This window comes from Kribbella sp. NPDC051770, from assembly GCF_040681455.1.
In the GTDB taxonomy this organism is placed as follows: Bacteria; Actinomycetota; Actinomycetes; order Propionibacteriales; family Kribbellaceae; genus Kribbella.
In genome coordinates this window covers 595,824-611,369 of record NZ_JBFAYT010000002.1, presented here as the reverse complement: position 1 = coordinate 611,369, position 15,546 = coordinate 595,824, and the positions used below count along the sequence as shown (strand labels likewise).

The 15,546-nt window shown below is 69.8% G+C and carries 19 protein-coding genes; 14 read left to right on the top strand and 5 right to left on the bottom strand.

Features of this window, described 5'->3' with window-relative positions; genetic code table 11:
• Positions 1–12: 12 nt before the first annotated feature.
• Both AB0M01_RS09545 and AB0M01_RS09540 read right to left on the bottom strand, forming a co-directional pair.
• Positions 13–1,410 (bottom strand): pyridoxal-dependent decarboxylase, encoded by a 1,398-nt coding sequence (locus AB0M01_RS09545; RefSeq protein WP_363667369.1) that lies wholly within the window; start codon positions 1,408–1,410, stop codon positions 13–15.
• 28 nt (positions 1,411–1,438) lie between these two features.
• The gene (locus AB0M01_RS09540) at positions 1,439–2,392 is read right to left on the bottom strand and encodes a hypothetical protein (protein WP_363667367.1); all 954 of its coding nucleotides are present in this window, start codon (positions 2,390–2,392) and stop codon (positions 1,439–1,441) included.
• Between the two features lie 117 nt (positions 2,393–2,509).
• Between AB0M01_RS09540 and AB0M01_RS09535 the strand changes: the two genes are divergently transcribed.
• Both AB0M01_RS09535 and AB0M01_RS09530 read left to right on the top strand, forming a co-directional pair.
• Positions 2,510–3,031 (top strand): acyl-CoA thioesterase, encoded by a 522-nt coding sequence (locus tag AB0M01_RS09535; protein ID WP_363667365.1) that lies wholly within the window; start codon positions 2,510–2,512, stop codon positions 3,029–3,031.
• Entirely contained in the window at positions 3,015–3,671 is a 657-nt protein-coding gene (locus AB0M01_RS09530) for a potassium channel family protein (RefSeq protein WP_363667363.1), read from the top strand. Before AB0M01_RS09535 ends, AB0M01_RS09530 begins: the two co-directional genes overlap by 17 nt.
• On the opposite strand, the gene AB0M01_RS09525 is transcribed toward AB0M01_RS09530, so the two are convergent.
• On the bottom strand, positions 3,668–4,288 hold the full coding sequence (locus AB0M01_RS09525; protein ID WP_363667361.1) for a TetR/AcrR family transcriptional regulator: 621 nt from the start codon (positions 4,286–4,288) through the stop codon (positions 3,668–3,670). The two genes, AB0M01_RS09530 and AB0M01_RS09525, sit on opposite strands and share 4 nt — an antisense overlap.
• A 38-nt stretch (positions 4,289–4,326) precedes the next feature.
• Between AB0M01_RS09525 and AB0M01_RS09520 the strand changes: the two genes are divergently transcribed.
• The 9 genes from AB0M01_RS09520 (at position 4,327) to AB0M01_RS09480 (ending at position 10,840) form a co-directional block, all read left to right on the top strand.
• A complete protein-coding gene (locus AB0M01_RS09520) occupies positions 4,327–5,226 on the top strand; it encodes a DMT family transporter (protein ID WP_363667359.1) in 900 nt (299 codons plus the stop codon).
• A 27-nt stretch (positions 5,227–5,253) separates the two neighbouring features.
• Positions 5,254–5,730, top strand: a complete 477-nt coding sequence (locus tag AB0M01_RS09515; protein ID WP_363667357.1) for a MarR family transcriptional regulator — start codon at positions 5,254–5,256, stop codon at positions 5,728–5,730.
• Between the two features lie 24 nt (positions 5,731–5,754).
• Complete coding sequence (locus tag AB0M01_RS09510; RefSeq protein WP_363667355.1) at positions 5,755–6,987, top strand: glycoside hydrolase family 3 N-terminal domain-containing protein; 1,233 nt, start codon at positions 5,755–5,757, stop codon at positions 6,985–6,987.
• The gene (locus tag AB0M01_RS09505; protein WP_363667353.1) at positions 6,984–7,319 is read left to right on the top strand and encodes a DUF202 domain-containing protein; all 336 of its coding nucleotides are present in this window, start codon (positions 6,984–6,986) and stop codon (positions 7,317–7,319) included. Before AB0M01_RS09510 ends, AB0M01_RS09505 begins: the two co-directional genes overlap by 4 nt.
• A complete protein-coding gene (locus AB0M01_RS09500; protein ID WP_363667351.1) occupies positions 7,316–7,624 on the top strand; it encodes a DUF202 domain-containing protein in 309 nt (102 codons plus the stop codon). Before AB0M01_RS09505 ends, AB0M01_RS09500 begins: the two co-directional genes overlap by 4 nt.
• A 138-nt stretch (positions 7,625–7,762) precedes the next feature.
• Entirely contained in the window at positions 7,763–8,395 is a 633-nt protein-coding gene (locus AB0M01_RS09495) for a DUF47 family protein (RefSeq protein WP_363667349.1), read from the top strand.
• Between the two features lie 2 nt (positions 8,396–8,397).
• A complete protein-coding gene (locus AB0M01_RS09490) occupies positions 8,398–9,396 on the top strand; it encodes an inorganic phosphate transporter (protein WP_363667347.1) in 999 nt (332 codons plus the stop codon).
• A gap of 75 nt (positions 9,397–9,471) precedes the next feature.
• Entirely contained in the window at positions 9,472–10,593 is a 1,122-nt protein-coding gene (locus AB0M01_RS09485) for an inorganic phosphate transporter (protein WP_363667345.1), read from the top strand.
• A 13-nt stretch (positions 10,594–10,606) separates the two neighbouring features.
• The gene (locus tag AB0M01_RS09480; protein ID WP_363667343.1) at positions 10,607–10,840 is read left to right on the top strand and encodes a hypothetical protein; all 234 of its coding nucleotides are present in this window, start codon (positions 10,607–10,609) and stop codon (positions 10,838–10,840) included.
• Positions 10,841–10,844: 4 nt separating this feature from the next.
• Here the strand turns inward: AB0M01_RS09480 and AB0M01_RS09475 are convergent, their stop codons facing one another.
• Positions 10,845–11,384 carry a hypothetical protein gene (locus AB0M01_RS09475; RefSeq protein WP_363667341.1) on the bottom strand — a complete coding sequence of 180 codons (540 nt, stop codon included), beginning with the start codon at positions 11,382–11,384 and terminating at the stop codon, positions 10,845–10,847.
• Positions 11,385–11,546: 162 nt separating this feature from the next.
• Positions 11,547–12,287 carry a lysophospholipid acyltransferase family protein gene (locus AB0M01_RS09470; RefSeq protein ID WP_363667339.1) on the bottom strand — a complete coding sequence of 247 codons (741 nt, stop codon included), beginning with the start codon at positions 12,285–12,287 and terminating at the stop codon, positions 11,547–11,549.
• Between the two features lie 264 nt (positions 12,288–12,551).
• Between AB0M01_RS09470 and thiC the strand changes: the two genes are divergently transcribed.
• The 3 genes from thiC (at position 12,552) to AB0M01_RS09455 (ending at position 15,472) form a co-directional block, all read left to right on the top strand.
• Positions 12,552–14,180 (top strand): phosphomethylpyrimidine synthase ThiC, encoded by a 1,629-nt coding sequence (gene thiC / locus AB0M01_RS09465; protein ID WP_363667337.1) that lies wholly within the window; start codon positions 12,552–12,554, stop codon positions 14,178–14,180.
• Positions 14,181–14,258: 78 nt separating this feature from the next.
• Positions 14,259–14,507, top strand: coding sequence for a hypothetical protein (locus AB0M01_RS09460; RefSeq protein WP_363667335.1), 249 nt, complete (start codon positions 14,259–14,261; stop codon positions 14,505–14,507).
• Positions 14,504–15,472, top strand: a complete 969-nt coding sequence (locus tag AB0M01_RS09455; RefSeq protein WP_363667333.1) for a hypothetical protein — start codon at positions 14,504–14,506, stop codon at positions 15,470–15,472. The genes AB0M01_RS09460 and AB0M01_RS09455 overlap by 4 nt, the downstream gene beginning before the upstream one ends.
• The last annotated feature ends 74 nt before the right edge of the window (positions 15,473–15,546 follow it).

Below are 15,546 nucleotides of genomic sequence, written 5' to 3'. Positions count from 1 at the left end.
TCGTGGGTGGGGTCATCTGGCGTCGTGGCGGCGTTGGGTTTCGTTGGCGGCGGTGATGATTGCTTGGACTGACAGGGTGACGTCTGCCTCGGTGGTCAGGTGGTTGGAGACTGAGATTCGCATGTAGCGGCGGTTTTGCCAGGTGGTGCCGCCCATCCAGCAGGTGCCGGAGTTCTGGACTGTGGTGATGACCTTGTCGGTTGTGGTGTTGGAGCCGAAGGAGACCAGGACCTGGTTGAGGACTACCTGGTTGGCGATTTCGTAGCCGGCGGCTTCTAGTTGGGTGGCGAAGGAGCGGGCCAGGGTGCAGGTGCGGGTGATCAGGTCTGCGACGCCTTCGCGGCCTAGTTCCTGGAGGCCGGCCCAGGCGGCCAGGCCTCGGGCTCGGCGGGAGGATTCGAGGGCGTAGTCGCCGGGTTCGGGTTCGCCGGAGGCGACCAGGTACGACGCGCTGTAGGAGAGGGCCTCGGCGTGTGACGTCGGGTGGGCGGAGAAGACGAAACCGCTGTCGTACGGGAGGTTCAGCCACTTGTGGCCGTCGCAGGCCCAGGAGTCGGCGCGGTCGAGGCCGGCGACCTGGTGGGCGTGCTCGGGGCTGGCCGCTGCCCAGAGGCCGAAGGCGCCGTCGATGTGGGCCCAGCCGCCGTGTTCGTGGATCAGGTCGCAGGCCTCGCCGAGGGGGTCGGCGGCGCCGGTGTTCACGTTGCCGGCTTGGAGGCAGACGATGAGCGGGCCGGTGTGGTTGATGAGGTGGGACCGCAGGGCTTCCAGGTCGAGGGCGCCGTTGCTGTCGGCGCGGACCAGCTCGAGGGAGCGGGAGCCGAAGCCCAGGAGGCGTAGGGAGCGGTCGATCGTCGCGTGGCGTTCTTCGCCGGCGACGATGCGGACCGCGGGGGCGCCGTTGAGGCCGTCGGACTCCACGTCCCAGCCGGCTTGGTTGAGGACGTGGTGGCGGGCCGCCAGCAGGGCGACGGTGTTGGCTGACTGGCCGCCTGTCGTGAAGCCGGTCGAGGCTGTGGGTGGGAGGCCCAGGAGGTCCTTCAGCCAGTCGGCGGCTGCTTGTTCCGCAGCGGCCGTGGTGGGGGAGAGGACGCTGTTCCAGGCGTTCTGGTCCCAGCCGGCGGCGAGAATCTCGGCGGCGGTCGCGGAGGGGAGTGCGCCGCCGACGACGAAGCCGAAGTAGCGGGGGCCGGCGCTCGCGACGATTCCTGGGTCTGCGGTCGCGATGAGGTCCTCGATGATCTCTGGTGCTGGTCGGCCGATCGCGTTGAGCGGGCGGCGGAAGGCGGCGCGGACTTCGGGGTAGGACTGCGCGGCACGGACCGGGCGCTCGGCGAGGGAGTCGCGGAACGCGGCGGCGTGGGCTGCGGCGCGGGTGAAGAGCTCGTGGGAGGACGACGAGGGCTGCATGGTCTGACTGTCCCATTCGGTCGGGGGATCAGGGCAAGGTGCGGGTCAGGGATTGGAGCGCTGGGGTCAGGTGGACGGATCGCAGGTCGTCAGGCTGGGTGGTCGCGGGGGACCAGCCGGCGGCGGTGACGTGGTGGATCCACGGGGTCAGTGGGCCGGGTTGGGTCGTGTGGGTGCGGAGGGAGAGGCCGAGCATCACGGCCAGGGCGGGGAGGATCGCCAGGTCGTCGATGACGTGGATCAGGAGCAGGCTGCGGGCTGGGAGAGCGACCAGTACGCCGTGAGGTGGGTTCTCGGTGTGCAGGGTTTCGCGGAGGACGGTGTCGAGGACGAGCGCTCGGGAGGCGGCGAAGGTGGAGCCGCTGAGGGCGGTGATGGTGGCGCCCTCGTGGGTGAAGTGCTCGACGTGGTCGGGGTGGTGGCGCAGGTTGGTCAGGGCGGTGTCGAGAGCATCCTCGCGTGTCATGCCGAAGTCGTTCGGGTCGAGGTGGAGGGTGACCACCCCGTCGGTGTGGGTTGCGGGGACGGCCAGGAGACCGGGGAGGAACTCGGGCATGCCGGCTGTCCAGCTGGATGGGAGTGCGGTGGTGGGGACGAGTCGGGCGATCAGGTCGCGGGTGGGATCGGTGGGTGGTGGAGGTGGGCCGTCGCTGAGGTGGGCGCCCAAGCGATTGAAGTGGTCGTGCACGAGGCGGGGCCAGCGGTGGGGGTGTTCGGGGGCGACGACGCGGGCCAGGTTGCTCAACCCGGCGACGAGGTCGGAGCTGAGTTGAGGGAGCAGCGGGCCTGGCGAGAGGAGCAACGCGTCGGTGCCGTCGAAGGTGGCGTGCAGGCCGTTCTCGCCGGCGGCGTCGAGCGCGAGCCGGATCAGCTGAGCGGTCTGCGGGCCGGTCAGCGGAGCCAGCACAGGGTCGGGAGCGGTGCCTGGCCTGTGTGCAGAGTTGTTGCCTGGGGCCCGTTCCGGGGGTCGGTGGATCGTCATGTTTGCCTCCTTGCCAAGAAAAGTACGAGGACTTCGGCGGCTGGAGACGACGAGTTCGCAGGCTGTGGACAAGGCGACCGTTATCCTGCCCGCAGTCGAGTTCCTGGAGGGTGAGGTATGGCGGAGACCCCGGCGTCGCGACCGTCGTCGGCGGCGCGGTTGTCGTTGTCGCACATCACGGCGCAGAACGAGACCAACCTGCTCGGCACCGTGCACGGTGGCGTGATCATGACGCTGGTCGACTCGGTCGCGGGCGTGGTCGCGGCCCGGCACTCGGGTGGTCCGGCGGTCACCGCGTCGATGGACGAGATGCAGTTCCTGGTCCCGGTCCGGGTCGGCGACGTCGTGCACTTCACCGCCCAGGTGAACTGGACCGGCCGCAGCTCGATGGAGATCGGGGTCCGGATCACCGCCGACCGGTGGGACTCGGTCGGTCCGCAGGTGCACGTCGCCACGGCGTACCTGGTGTTCGTCGCCGTCGACTCCGACGGTCAGCCGCGGCTCGTTCCGCAGGTCGAGCCGGAGAGCGACGAGGACCGGCGGCGGATGCGCGAGGCCGAGATCCGGCGCAGCCACCGGCTGGCCCGGCGCAAGGCGATCATCGCCTCCCGCGAGGATCTCGATGACGCTGGTCACTAGCGCCCGGCGGCACCCGTCGGCCGTGCTGCTGGTCGTGCAGCTGCTCGGCGTCCTGGTGTATCCCGCGATGGAAGGGTCGCGGGCGGGCCGGGTCGGGTTCGAGACGCTCGGGATCATCGTGCTGGTGCTGGCGGTCTTCTCGGTCCGCTCGACGCCCGGTCTGACCTGGGTCAGCGTGTGTCTGGGGATCCCGGCCGTGGTGCTGTCACTGGTCGACGCGATGCGGCCGACCGAGGCGATCGTGCCGATCTCGGGCGCCTTCCACGCGGCGTTCTACTTCTACGCGGCGTACAGCCTGCTGCGGTACATGCTGTCCGACCACGACGTCAGCGTCGACGAGCTGTACGCGACCGGCGCGACGTTCACGCTGGTGGCGTGGGGGTTCGCGTACGTCTTCGTGGTCGTCCAGGCGCTCGACCCGGGCAGCTTCATCGCCGCGGTGAACCCGCAGAACGACCGGACCTGGATGGAGCTGCTCTTCCTGAGCTTCACCACGCTGTCCAGCACGGGCCTGAGCGACATCGTGCCGATCAAGTCGTGGGCGCGCTCGGTGGTCATGCTCGAGCAGCTGGCCGGTCTCGGGTACGTCGCGATGGTGGTCTCGCGTCTCGTCGGTCTCACGGTCGCCAAGCGCAGCTAAGCGCGCGGCCACCCGGCCAACAGATCACCGGCAGCCCGCAGCGCCACCTCTGGCGCCTGAGGCATCACCCGGTAGCTCACCAGCGCCCCCTCATGCAGCAGCAGCAACCGATCCGCCAGCTCCTCCACCTCAGCGAACCCGGCCAGCTCCGCCTGGGCCACGAACTCCGCCCGCATCCACTGCTTCTGCCCCACGATCACCGGCATTGCCGGGTGATCCGGCGCCGCCAGCTCGATGCTGGCGTTGATGAACCCGCAGCCCCGCTGCGACTCCTCCATCCACTCACCCAGCGCAGCGAACAGTGCCACGATCACGTCCTCGGGCCCCGAAGGTGCCCGCCGCGCGAGCTGGGCGTCGAGGAACGCGTGCCACTGCCGGTTCCGTTCCTCCAGGTACGCCGCGATCAGCCGGTCCTTCGACCCGAACCGGTCGTACAGCGTCTTCTTCGTCACCTCGGCCGCGTCCGCGATCGCGTCCACCCCGACCGCCCGTACGCCGTACGCGTAGAACAACGTCGAGGCCGCGGAGAGGATCCGCTCGCCGGCCGGCGTCAACCGCTCGGCCGGGACCAGGGCACGCTCCACGAGCAGGGCGGGTCTCAGCTGCTGATCGACCATACTGACAGTATACCGACCGGTATGGTTACGTCGCTCGTATGACCATCGCCGTAGCCGTCCGCCAGAGATCGCAGGCCGTCCCGCTGCTGGCCGGCGCCGGGTTCGTCGTGTTCTGGAGCTCCGGCTTCATCGGCGCCCGCTGGGGTACGACGTACAGCTCCGCGGTCGACCTGCTCGCCTGGCGCTTCCTGCTCGCCGGGACGATCGCCGCCGTGATCCTCGCGATCCGCCGCCCGAGCATCAGTCGCCAGGACCTGATCACCCACGGCGCGATGGCCTTCCTGACCCAGTTCGTCTACCTCGGCCTGATCTTCACCGGGATCGACCACGGCATCCCCGCCGGAGTCACTGCCCTGATCGGGTCCCTCCAGCCGATCCTGATCGCGACCGTCGCCGGGCCGCTGCTCGGCGAACGCGTCACCGCGCTGCAATGGACAGGCCTGCTGGTCGGTCTTGGAGGCGTCGGCCTGGTCGTCGCCGACGACCTCGGCCACGGCTCCCCGCTGCTCTTCCTGCTCCCGTTCGGCGGACTCCTCGGCCTGGCCGCCGGGACCGTTCTCGAACGCAAGCGCAAGCCGCGGGCCCACCTCCTCGACGCGCTCAGCCTGCAGAGCCTGGTCTCCGGCGTCCTCTTCCTCGGCTTCGCCCAGGCGACCCGGCAGATGACCGTCCCGCACGACCTCGGCTTCTACGGCGCCGCGGTCTGGCTCGTCGTCCTCTCGACCACCGGCGGCTGGGGTCTGTACCTGGTCAACCTCCGCCTCTCCGGCGCGACCAGGGTGAGCTCGCTGCTCTACCTCGTCCCGCCGACGACGATGCTGCTGGCGTACCTGATGTTCCACGAGACGATCGGCCCGCTCGCGGCCGCCGGGATCGTGGTCTGCGCGGTCGCCGTTGGACTGATTCGCCGTCCCGACCACCGTGCCGTCCGGACGTGAAGACCCCGGGATGGCTACGCTTCGGTGATGGCGGAATCCCGGTGGCTGGACGATCGAGAGCAGCAGGCCTGGCGCGCGTTCATCGCGGCGCAGCGGGTGGTCAACGGGCGGATCGAGCAGCAGCTCCAGCGCGACGCCGGGATGCCGCACACGTACTACGAGATCCTGGTCCGGCTCTCCGACGCGGCCGACGGCCGGCTCCGGATGAGCGAGCTCGCCGTCGCCACGCTCGGCTCCCGCAGCCGCCTGTCGCACGCGGTGAACCGGCTCGAGCAGGTCGGCTGGGTACGCCGTGAGGGCATCGCCTCGGACCGCCGCGGCCAGGTCGCGATCCTCACCGACGAAGGCCGCGAGAAGCTCAAGGAGACCGCGCCGGGACACGTCGAAACGGTCCGCTCCGCGGTCTTCGACCCGCTGACCACCGAGCAGGTCCAGCAGCTGCACGACATCTGCGCCGCACTGGTCCGCCACTCCGACGACAGTGCCTCCTGGGAGTCCAGCTGAGGGCTGCGGTAACAATGGGCAGCGATGAAGACCTTCCAGGGAGTCGCAGCCGTCGCAGCCACCGCCCTTCTGCTGACCGGTTGCGCTGACACGAGCTCACCGACGGCCGGCCCGAGCACCGCGCCCTCGTCGTCGGTCCCGCTCCCGCCGTCGGACACGCCGCCGCCGGTCAGCACCCCGACCGACCAGCCCAGTACGCCGACCAGCACGCCGCAGACCGGCTGCCTCGACCAGAAGCTGGCCGGGCTCACCCTGCGCGAGCGCGCGGCGCAGCTGATCATGACCGGCATCACCGCGACCGGGATGACCTCGGCCGAGCGGACCGTCGTACGGGGTCGTAAACCCGGTGGCGTCCTGCTGATGGGCAACGGCGGCAGCCTCGCCCACACCCGGACGGCGATGGCCGCCGCGACCGCCGCGGCCACGGTCGACGGGATCAGGCCGTTCGTCGCCGCGGACCAGGAAGGCGGCAAGATCCAGCGCCTGAAGGGAACCGGCTTCGACCGGATCCCGGCCGCGACGGTGCAGGCCGGCTGGTCGGCGCAGAAGCTCACCAGCGAGGCGACCCAGTGGGGCCGGCAGCTCAAGCAGGCCGGGGTGAACCTGGACCTCGCTCCGGTCGCGGACGTCGTACCGAAGTCCCTCGGCGACGGCAACGCGCCGATCGGTGCGCTCGACCGCGGCTACGGCAGTACGCCGGGCCCGATCGGCGTGCACGTCGCCGCCTTCGTGAAGGGCATGGACGCCGCGGGCGTGATGACGTCGGTCAAGCACTTCCCGGGCCTCGGCCGGGTGCGCGGCAACACCGACTTCTCCGCGGGCGTCGTCGACACCGTCACCGTCCGCGGTGACGCCGACCTGGCGCCGTTCGCGGCCGGGATCGAGGCCGGCAGCGACCTGGTGATGGTCTCCACCGTCACCTACACCAAGATCGACAAGACCAACCGGGCCGTCTTCTCGCCGACGATCGTCCAGGGCATGCTGCGCGGCGACCTCGGCTACGACGGCGTGGTGATCACCGACGACGTCGGCGCCGCCGCCGAGGTCGCCTCGGTGCCGGCCGGCGACCGCGCGACGCTGTTCATCGAGGCCGGCGGCGACGTGGTGATCACGGCCAAGGCGTCGCTGACCGCGACGATGGTCGACGCGGTGGTCGCGAAGGCTCAGCAGGACAAGAAGTTCTCCGCCCAGGTCGACGCCAGCGTGCGCCGGGTGCTCGCGCTCAAGCAGAGCCGGGGGCTGGTGAGCTGCGGGTGATCCCGGACGAGGAGCCCGACTACCGATTCACGCTCGCCAACGAGCGCACCTACCTGGCCTACCTGCGGACATCACTCGCCTGTTATGCCGGTGGGCTGTCCGCGGTCCAGTTCCTCGACCTCGGACGGGACCGCTGGCCGGCCCGGATCATCGGCATCGTGCTCGTCGGTGCCGGTCTGCTCACCACGGCAGGCGCATTCCGTCGCTGGCAGGCGAATCTGACCGCGATGCGCAGCGGCGGGCCGCTGCCGGTGACCCGGCTGCCGTTGGTGCTCGGGGCAACGATCGTGGTGGTCGGGCTGGTCGGCCTGCTGTTCGCGCTCTGGCGATGACCCGCGACCCCGGCCTGCAGCCCGAGCGCACGCTGCTCGCGTGGCGGCGTACGGCGCTCGGCCTGGTCGCCAACGGGGTGCTGCTGTTCGCCTCCGGCCACGGGACGTCCGGTGTACGGACCGGGCTGGGCATCGTGGTGATCGTGCTCGCGCTGGCGTGCTGGGCGGCTGTCAGCGCGGTTTTCCGCAAGGCCTCCGGGGATCGGCCGCCCGGCTTCCTGGGCCAGGAGCGGGTGCTCCAGGCCGCCGCGGGTCTGGTCCTGCTGGTCGGCCTCTTCGACCTGTACGCCGTGATCACCCGCTGAAACCGCCCGGTCACGGATTGGTTGCGCTGAGTCCATGTGTTCACCATCTCGCGGTACTTTGCGGGGACGGATGCCTGCTCAACGGTCCGTTGCCCCTAGCATGTTCACGGTTTGTCCCTCGTTCACCCGGAGCTTGAAGTGCCGTTACGTCTGCGTCCGAACGACCCGACGTTCTACGACCTTTTCACCGAGTCCGCCAACCACCTCGTTGACGGCGCCCGCATCCTGGCCGACCTGCTCGGCAGCACGGCGGGGACCGGACTGTCGTCCAGTCACCAGATCGCCGCCCAGATGAAGGACGCCGAGCACGCGGCCGACGAGACCACCCACTCGATCATCCGCCGGGTGAACTCGACGTTCGTCACGCCGTTCGACCGCGAGGACATCTACCGTCTCGCGTCCGACCTGGACGACGTGATGGACTTCATGGAAGAGGCCGTCGACGCCATCCACCTGTTCAACCTGGAGTCGCTGCCCAGCGAGGTCGCCGAGCAGATCGAGGTTCTGCAGCGGATGGCCGCGCTGACGTCGGAGACGATGCCGCGGCTGCGCACCATGAAGGACCTGGCCGAGTACTGGATCGAGATCAACCGGCTGGAGAACACCGGTGACGCGGTCCACCGGCGGATCATCGCGAGGCTGTTCAGCGGCGAGTTCGACGCGCTGACGGTGATGAAGGTGAAGACCGTGATCGACCTGCTGGAAGACGCGGTCGACGCGTTCGAGCACGTCGCCAACACGGTCGAGCAGATCGCCGTCAAGGAGAGCTGAGCGTGGAGCTCGCGCTCGTCGTCGCGGTCATCGCGATCGCCCTGATCTTCGACTACACCAACGGGTTCCACGACGCGGCCAACGCGATCGCCACCTCGGTGTCGACCCGGGCGCTGACGCCCCGGGTCGCGCTGCTGATGGCGGCGGTGATGAACTTCGTCGGCGCCTTCCTGGGCACCGAGGTGGCCGACACCGTCGGCAAGGGCATCATCGTCACCCCGAGCGGGCAGCACGGGCTGGTGATCGTGCTGTCGGCGCTGATCGGCGCCATCACCTGGAACCTGATCACCTGGTACTTCGGCCTGCCGAGCTCCTCGTCGCACGCGCTGATCGGCGGCCTGGTCGGCGCCGGCCTGGCCTCGACCAGCGTGGTGCTGTGGTCGGGCATCGTCGACAAGGTCGTCATCCCGATGGTGCTGTCGCCGGCGATCGGCTTCCTCGGCGCGTTCGCGCTGATGACCGCGATCCTGTGGATCTTCCGGCGCAGCAACCCCGGCAAGACCACCCGTGGCTTCCGCCTGGCGCAGTCGCTGTCGGCGGCCGCGATGGCGCTCGGGCACGGCCTGCAGGACGCCCAGAAGACGATGGGCGTGATGTTCCTGGCCCTGCTCACCACCGGGCACGTGCAGCCCGGCCAGGGCATCCCGATCTGGGTCAAGATCTCGGCCGCGACCGCGATCTCGCTCGGCACCTACTCCGGTGGCTGGCGGATCATGCGCACGCTCGGCCGCCGGATCATCCACCTGGACCCGGCCCGCGGCTTCGCCTCCGAGGCGGTCGCCGCGACCGTGCTCTACGTGATGGCGATCGGCCTGCACGCCCCGGTCTCGACGACGCACACGATCACCTCCGCGGTGATGGGCGCCGGCGCGACCAAGCGGCTGTCCGCGGTCCGGTGGGGGGTCGCGAAGGGGATCGTCACCGCCTGGGTGCTGACCATCCCGGCCGCGGGGGTCGTCGCCGCGGGCTGCTACTGGCTGGCACACCTGGTCCTCGAGTAGTTCACGCCGGGTTCACCCGGAAGGATTAGCGTCGAATACGTTCCTGACGCCGCCCTCCTCCGGGATGTGATCGTGATGGATCTGTCGTTCCTCGTCGTCGTGGTGATCGCGACCGCACTGGTCTTCGACTTCACCAACGGCTTCCACGACACCGCGAACGCGATGGCCACCTCCATCGCGACCGGCGCGCTCAGACCCAAGGTCGCGGTCGGGCTGTCCGCCGTACTGAACCTGGCCGGTGCGTTCATCTCCACCGAGGTTGCCAAGACCATCTCCAGCGGGCTGGTCGACGACGCCAAGGTGACCGTGCCGATCATCTTCGGCGGCCTGGTCGGCGCGATCCTGTGGAACCTGCTGACCTGGTACGTCGGCCTGCCGAGCTCCTCGTCGCACGCGCTGTTCGGCGGCCTGATCGGCGCCACCTGGATCGCGGCCGGCAGCGGCGCGGTGCACTTCGGCACCGTCGTGCAGAAGATCGTCATCCCCGCCGTCGCGGCGCCGATCGTGGCCGGCGTCGTCGCGCTGCTCGGCACCTACCTGGCGTACACGATCACCCAGCGCGGCCGGAAGAAGACCGTCGACGACGGCTTCCGGGCCGGCCAGATCGCGTCCGCCTCGCTGGTCTCGCTGGCGCACGGCACCGGCGACGCGCAGAAGACGATGGGCATCATCACGCTGGTGCTGATCACCTCGGGCAGCCTCGCACCGGGTTCGCGGCCGCCGGTGTGGGTGATCGGCGCGGCCGGGCTGGCGATCGCCGCCGGTACCTACCTGGGCGGCTGGCGGATCATCCGCACGATGGGTAAGGGCCTGGCCGAGATCGAGTCACCGCAGGGGTTCGCCGCGGAGACCAGCTCCACCGCCGTACTGCTGGCGTCGTCGCACCTGGGCTTCCCGCTGTCGACCACGCAGGTCTGCTCCGGCAGCATCCTGGGCGCTGGCCTCGGCAAGCGGCTCGCTGAGGTCCGCTGGACTGTCGCTGGGCGGATGGCTCTCGCCTGGCTGTTCACGCTGCCTGCTGCGGCTGTGGTCGGCGCACTGGCCGGGCGGGTGGCCAACTCGGGCAACGCGGGCGTTGCGATCATCGCGGTCGCTGCCGCGGCTGCAGGGTTCGCCATCTACGTCGCCTCCCGGCGGAAGCCGGTCACGGCCGGCAACGTCAACGAGTACCCCAGCACCTCGGTGCCGGTGGCCTGAGAGGAGTCAGCGGATGCACATCGACTGGAGCGCACTCGGGCAGGTCGCAGTGGTCAGCCTGCTCTTCGGGGTCGGCGTGGCGGCGCTGTTCGCGTTCGGCGTCACCGCGCTGTCACGGCGGGCGGTCGCCGTCGACGAGAAGCGAGCGGTGTCGCCGGTGGACACGGCCGTCGCCGGGCTCTGCTTCCTGGCCTGCGTCGCGGCGGTGCTCTACGGGCTGTACCTGATCATCCCGCAGTTCCACTGAGCAGCTAGCGGTTCCAGCGGCGTACGGCCTTGGCCATGTCCTTGGGGCGCAGAGAGTTCAGGTAGGCGTCCCAGGTCGCGTAGAGCTTGTCGCCGAGCATGCCCACGTCCAGGAACGCCTGCGGCCGTACGGCGACCACCCAGGTCGCCGCGGCCGCGTGGCCCTGCGTGAGCAGCAGGTGGTTCGACGTGTCGTCGATGCGGCGCTTCGCCTCGCCCGTACGGCCATGGTCGGGCAGGGCCCTGGTCGCCCAGCGACGCAGGATCTCCGGGTCCTCGGCGGTCATCCGGGCCAGGTACGTCAGCGGGCCGGGCCGCAGGCCGCGCAGGGCGACGCCGCTGAGGCTGCCGAGCGGGAACCAGCCGTTCGTGCAACGCCGGCCGTTCACCGCGGACTCGATCTCGCGCGCCTGCCCCTCGCGCAGCCCCTGGGTCGCCCAGGACAGGAAGAAGACCCCCGCGTCGGGGATCTCCTCAGCGATATGAGGGGCCACCTTCAACCGCCCCGGTTCGAAGAGATGCAACTCCTCGGAATCGAACACCACGCAACTTCCCCCGACCACCTGGAACCGTCAGCCGGCGCCCCCGCCCAGGGAGCCGTCGACCGTGCCGAGGGACCCCCCAGGTCCAGCACGACAACCAAAGGCCTTTCGTACCCCCGGGACCGCGCGGGGTCAAGGGGTTGTTCACCGGTGCACAGGTTCGGTTCAGCGGCTGCGGCGGCGCGCGAGCTCCTCCTGGTCGAGGCGCTCGGCCTCCTCCGGGGTCGGCGCGCCCCCGCCGTACGAGGCCGGCAGCCACCAGGCGCCGGCAGGCTGCTCGGGGTAGGCCCGGATCGTCTCGTCGAGCATCCCGGCCATTGTGGACCGCAGGTGCTCGGTCGCCTTCGCCGCGTCGTCCTGGCGGGTCACCGTGATCGGCGCCCCGACCGTGATCGACACGTTCCGGTGCCGGGAGAAGTCCTTCGGGTGGTCCTTGGTCAGCATCCGCTGCGTTCCCCACAGGATCATCGGGATCACCGGTACGCCGGCCGCCGCGGCCATCCGGACCGTGCCGGACTTGAACTCCTTCAGCTCGAACGACCGCGAGATCGTCGCCTCCGGGAAGACCCCGACGATCTCGCCGGCCTTCAGGTGGCTCAACGCCTGCCGGTACGACGCGGAGCCCGCCTCGCGGTCGACCGCGATGTGGTGCATCCCGCGCATCAGCGGCCCGGACCACCGGTTGCGGAACAGCACCTCCTTGGCCATGAACCGGACCAGCCGCTTGCTCGGCTGCGCGCCGAACCCGCCGATCACGAAGTCGACGTAGCTGATGTGGTTGAGCGCGATCACCGCTCCGCCGGTCCGCGGCACGTGCTCGGTGCCGACCATCGCGAACTTCAGGTCGAGCACCTTGAACGCCGTCTTCGCGAAGGCGATCACCGGCGGGTAGACAATGTCTCGCATGGCTCGACGCTACCGGTCGGCGTCAATGACCTGCACCACCCACGGGATCGGGCGACGCGCGGGATCCAGTACGCAGTAGACGACCGATTGGTTATCGTAGGCGGCGGAAAGTCGAAACGCGGGAGCTCGCGCTGGAAGCGGGCTGAGAGGGCGGCTGGACTGCGCACCCCTGGTGGACCGGGAGACCGGACCGGCCAGGCTGGGCGAACCGGTGCCGCCGACCGCCGAACCTGTCCGGGTAATTCCGGCGTAGGGAGCAGCATCGTGACCAGCATCGGCAACAACTCCGTTCGCCCGACCGTCACCACCGGCCCGATCTCGGGCTCGGAGAAGATCCACATCGGCGACCTGCGGGTCCCCGGCCGCCGGGTGAACCTCACCAACGGCGAGCACTTCGACCTGTACGACACCTCCGGGCCGTACACCGACAGCGCCGCGACCATCGACGTACAGGCCGGCCTCCCGGCGATCCGGAAGGACTGGGTCGGCGGCCGCCCCAAGCTCACCCAGCTCGCGCACGCCCGGGCCGGCACCATCACCGAGGAGATGCGCTACATCGCCGTCCGCGAAGGCGTCGACCCGGAGCTGGTCCGCGCCGAGGTCGCCCGCGGCCGCGCGGTGATCCCGGCCAACCACAACCACCCGGAGTCCGAGCCGATGATCATCGGCAAGAAGTTCCTGGTGAAGGTGAACGCCAACATCGGCAACTCCGCGGTCACCAGCTCGATCGAGGAAGAGGTCGAGAAGCTGGTCTGGGCGACCCGCTGGGGCGCCGACACCGTGATGGACCTGTCCACCGGCAAGAACATCCACGAGACCCGCGAGTGGATCATCCGCAACTCGCCGGTCCCGATCGGGACCGTGCCGCTGTACCAGGCGCTGGAGAAGGTCAAGGGCGACCCGACCGAGCTGTCCTGGGAGGTCTACCGCGACACCGTGATCGAGCAGTGCGAGCAGGGCGTCGACTACATGACCGTGCACGCCGGCGTACTGCTGCGGTACGTGCCGCTGACCGCGCGCCGGATCACCGGGATCGTCTCCCGCGGCGGCTCGATCATGGCCGCCTGGTGCCTCGCGCACCACCAGGAATCCTTCCTGTACACGAATTTCGAGGAGCTCTGCGAGATCCTCCGCGCGTACGACGTGACCTTCTCGCTCGGCGACGGGCTGCGCCCCGGATCGATCGCCGACGCCAACGACGCCGCCCAGTTCGCGGAGCTCCGCACGCTGGGTGAGCTGACCAAGGTCGCCTGGGAGCACGACGTCCAGGTGATGATCGAGGGCCCCGGACACGTGCCGATGCACAAGATCGCCGAGAACGTCCGGCTCGAGGAGGAGCTGTGCGGCGAGGCGCCGTTCTACACCCTCGGGCCGCTCGCGACCGACGTCGCCCCGGCGTACGACCACATCACCAGCGCGATCGGCGCGGCCCAGATCGGCTGGCTGGGCACGGCGATGCTCTGCTACGTGACCCCGAAGGAGCACCTCGGGCTGCCTGACCGCGACGACGTGAAGACCGGCGTGATCACGTACAAGATCGCTGCTCACGCGGCCGACCTGGCGAAGGGGCACCCGGGCGCGCAGGCGTGGGACGACGCGTTGTCGACGGCCCGCTTCGAGTTCCGGTGGGAGGACCAGTTCAACCTGTCGCTGGACCCCGACACCGCGCGCTCGTACCACGACCAGACGCTGCCCGCCGAGCCCGCGAAGACCGCTCACTTCTGCTCGATGTGCGGCCCGAAGTTCTGCTCGATGCGGATCACCGCCGACATCCGCAAGTACGCCGAGGAGAAGGGCCTCGACTCCGAGGAAGCGATCGAGGCCGGCTTCGCGGAGATGTCGGAGACCTTCAAGTCCCACGACAAGAAGCTGTACCTGCCGCTGGCTGACTGATCGACCTGTGGTGGCCCCGGGCAACCGGGGCCGCCCTACGATGGCGTTCCATCGTCCGCCGCCGCACGGGAGCCCGCCATGACACCGCAGGAACAAGCCAAGACCGACCTCGCCGAGCGTCTCGGTGTGTTCGTTGACGAGATCACGCTCGTCAGCGCCGAGGAGGTCACCTGGCCGGACAGCAGCCTGGGGTGCCCGGAGCCGGGGATGATGTACGCCCAGGTGCTGACGAGCGGGAGCAGGATCGTCCTGACTGCTGGTGGGCGGACCTATGAGTACCACGCGGGTGGGCAGCGGGCGCCGTTCCTGTGCGAGAACGCGCGTTGAGTGGGTTCCTGAAAGTCGCCGGCGAGGTCCGGTCGCTCGCCTGGGACGGCGACGAGCTGGTCGACGCCCTCGCCGGCGGTCGCCGCTGGACCCTCGACGGGACGGAGTTTCCCGCAGGCATTCGCTGGGGCTCGCTGTTCGATCGGGCGACCAGTCACGGCGAGTACTCCGTGCTGTACGCCGCCTACGGCACCAAAGCCCTGCTGGTGAAGGGCGATGAGCTGATCCGGGAGCTCGATCGGAGCTACTACAACGCAGAGGTGTACGAGTACCCCGTCGCGCTCGGGACGTTGCCGGATGGGCGGGACGTGCTGGTGCACTGTCCGGACGAGTACAACCTGTTGGAGGTCGAGGAGGTCGAGTCCGGGCGGCGGATCACCGTGGGGGAGCGGGCGCCGGAGGACGTGTTCCACTCGCAGTTGCGGGTGAGTCCGGACGGACGGCGGGTGTTGTCGGTCGGCTGGGTCTGGCATCCGGTCGGGGTAGCGCAGGTGTTCGAACTGCCCGGGCCGCTGGACGGGGACGGAGTGCTGCCGCTTGCGCTGGCCCATGACGCGGACATCGTGGCCGGGTGCTGGCTCGATGCGGACCGGGTGGTAGTTGCCGCGGGCGAGGATCTCGGGGGTGCGGAGGACGATGCGGCGGTGCTCGGACCGCGGCAGTTCGGCGTCTGGTCGTACGCCGAGTCGGCGTGGGTACACCGGCACCGGACCGAGTACGTGCTCGGGTGGGTGCTTGGGCAGGGCAACTGTCTCGTGTCGTTGTCGGGACACCCGCGGGTGCTGTCGGTGCGGACCGGGGAACTGCTGGCCGAATGGCCGGACATCCCGCTGCCGGAGCGGGTGGCGAGTTACGGGTTCGACGTGGAGCCGGCTCCCGTGGCGGCTCTGGATCCGACCGGGAAGCGGCTCGCGATTGCCGTCGACGGCGGGATTCGCGTGCTCGAAATCCCTGACTCCGCGTGAGATCTCGCGGTGAGTCGGTGGGCGAAGACCCCGGTTCTGAGCGGAGAATTGGGAGATCGGCGAGTCTCGGAGGC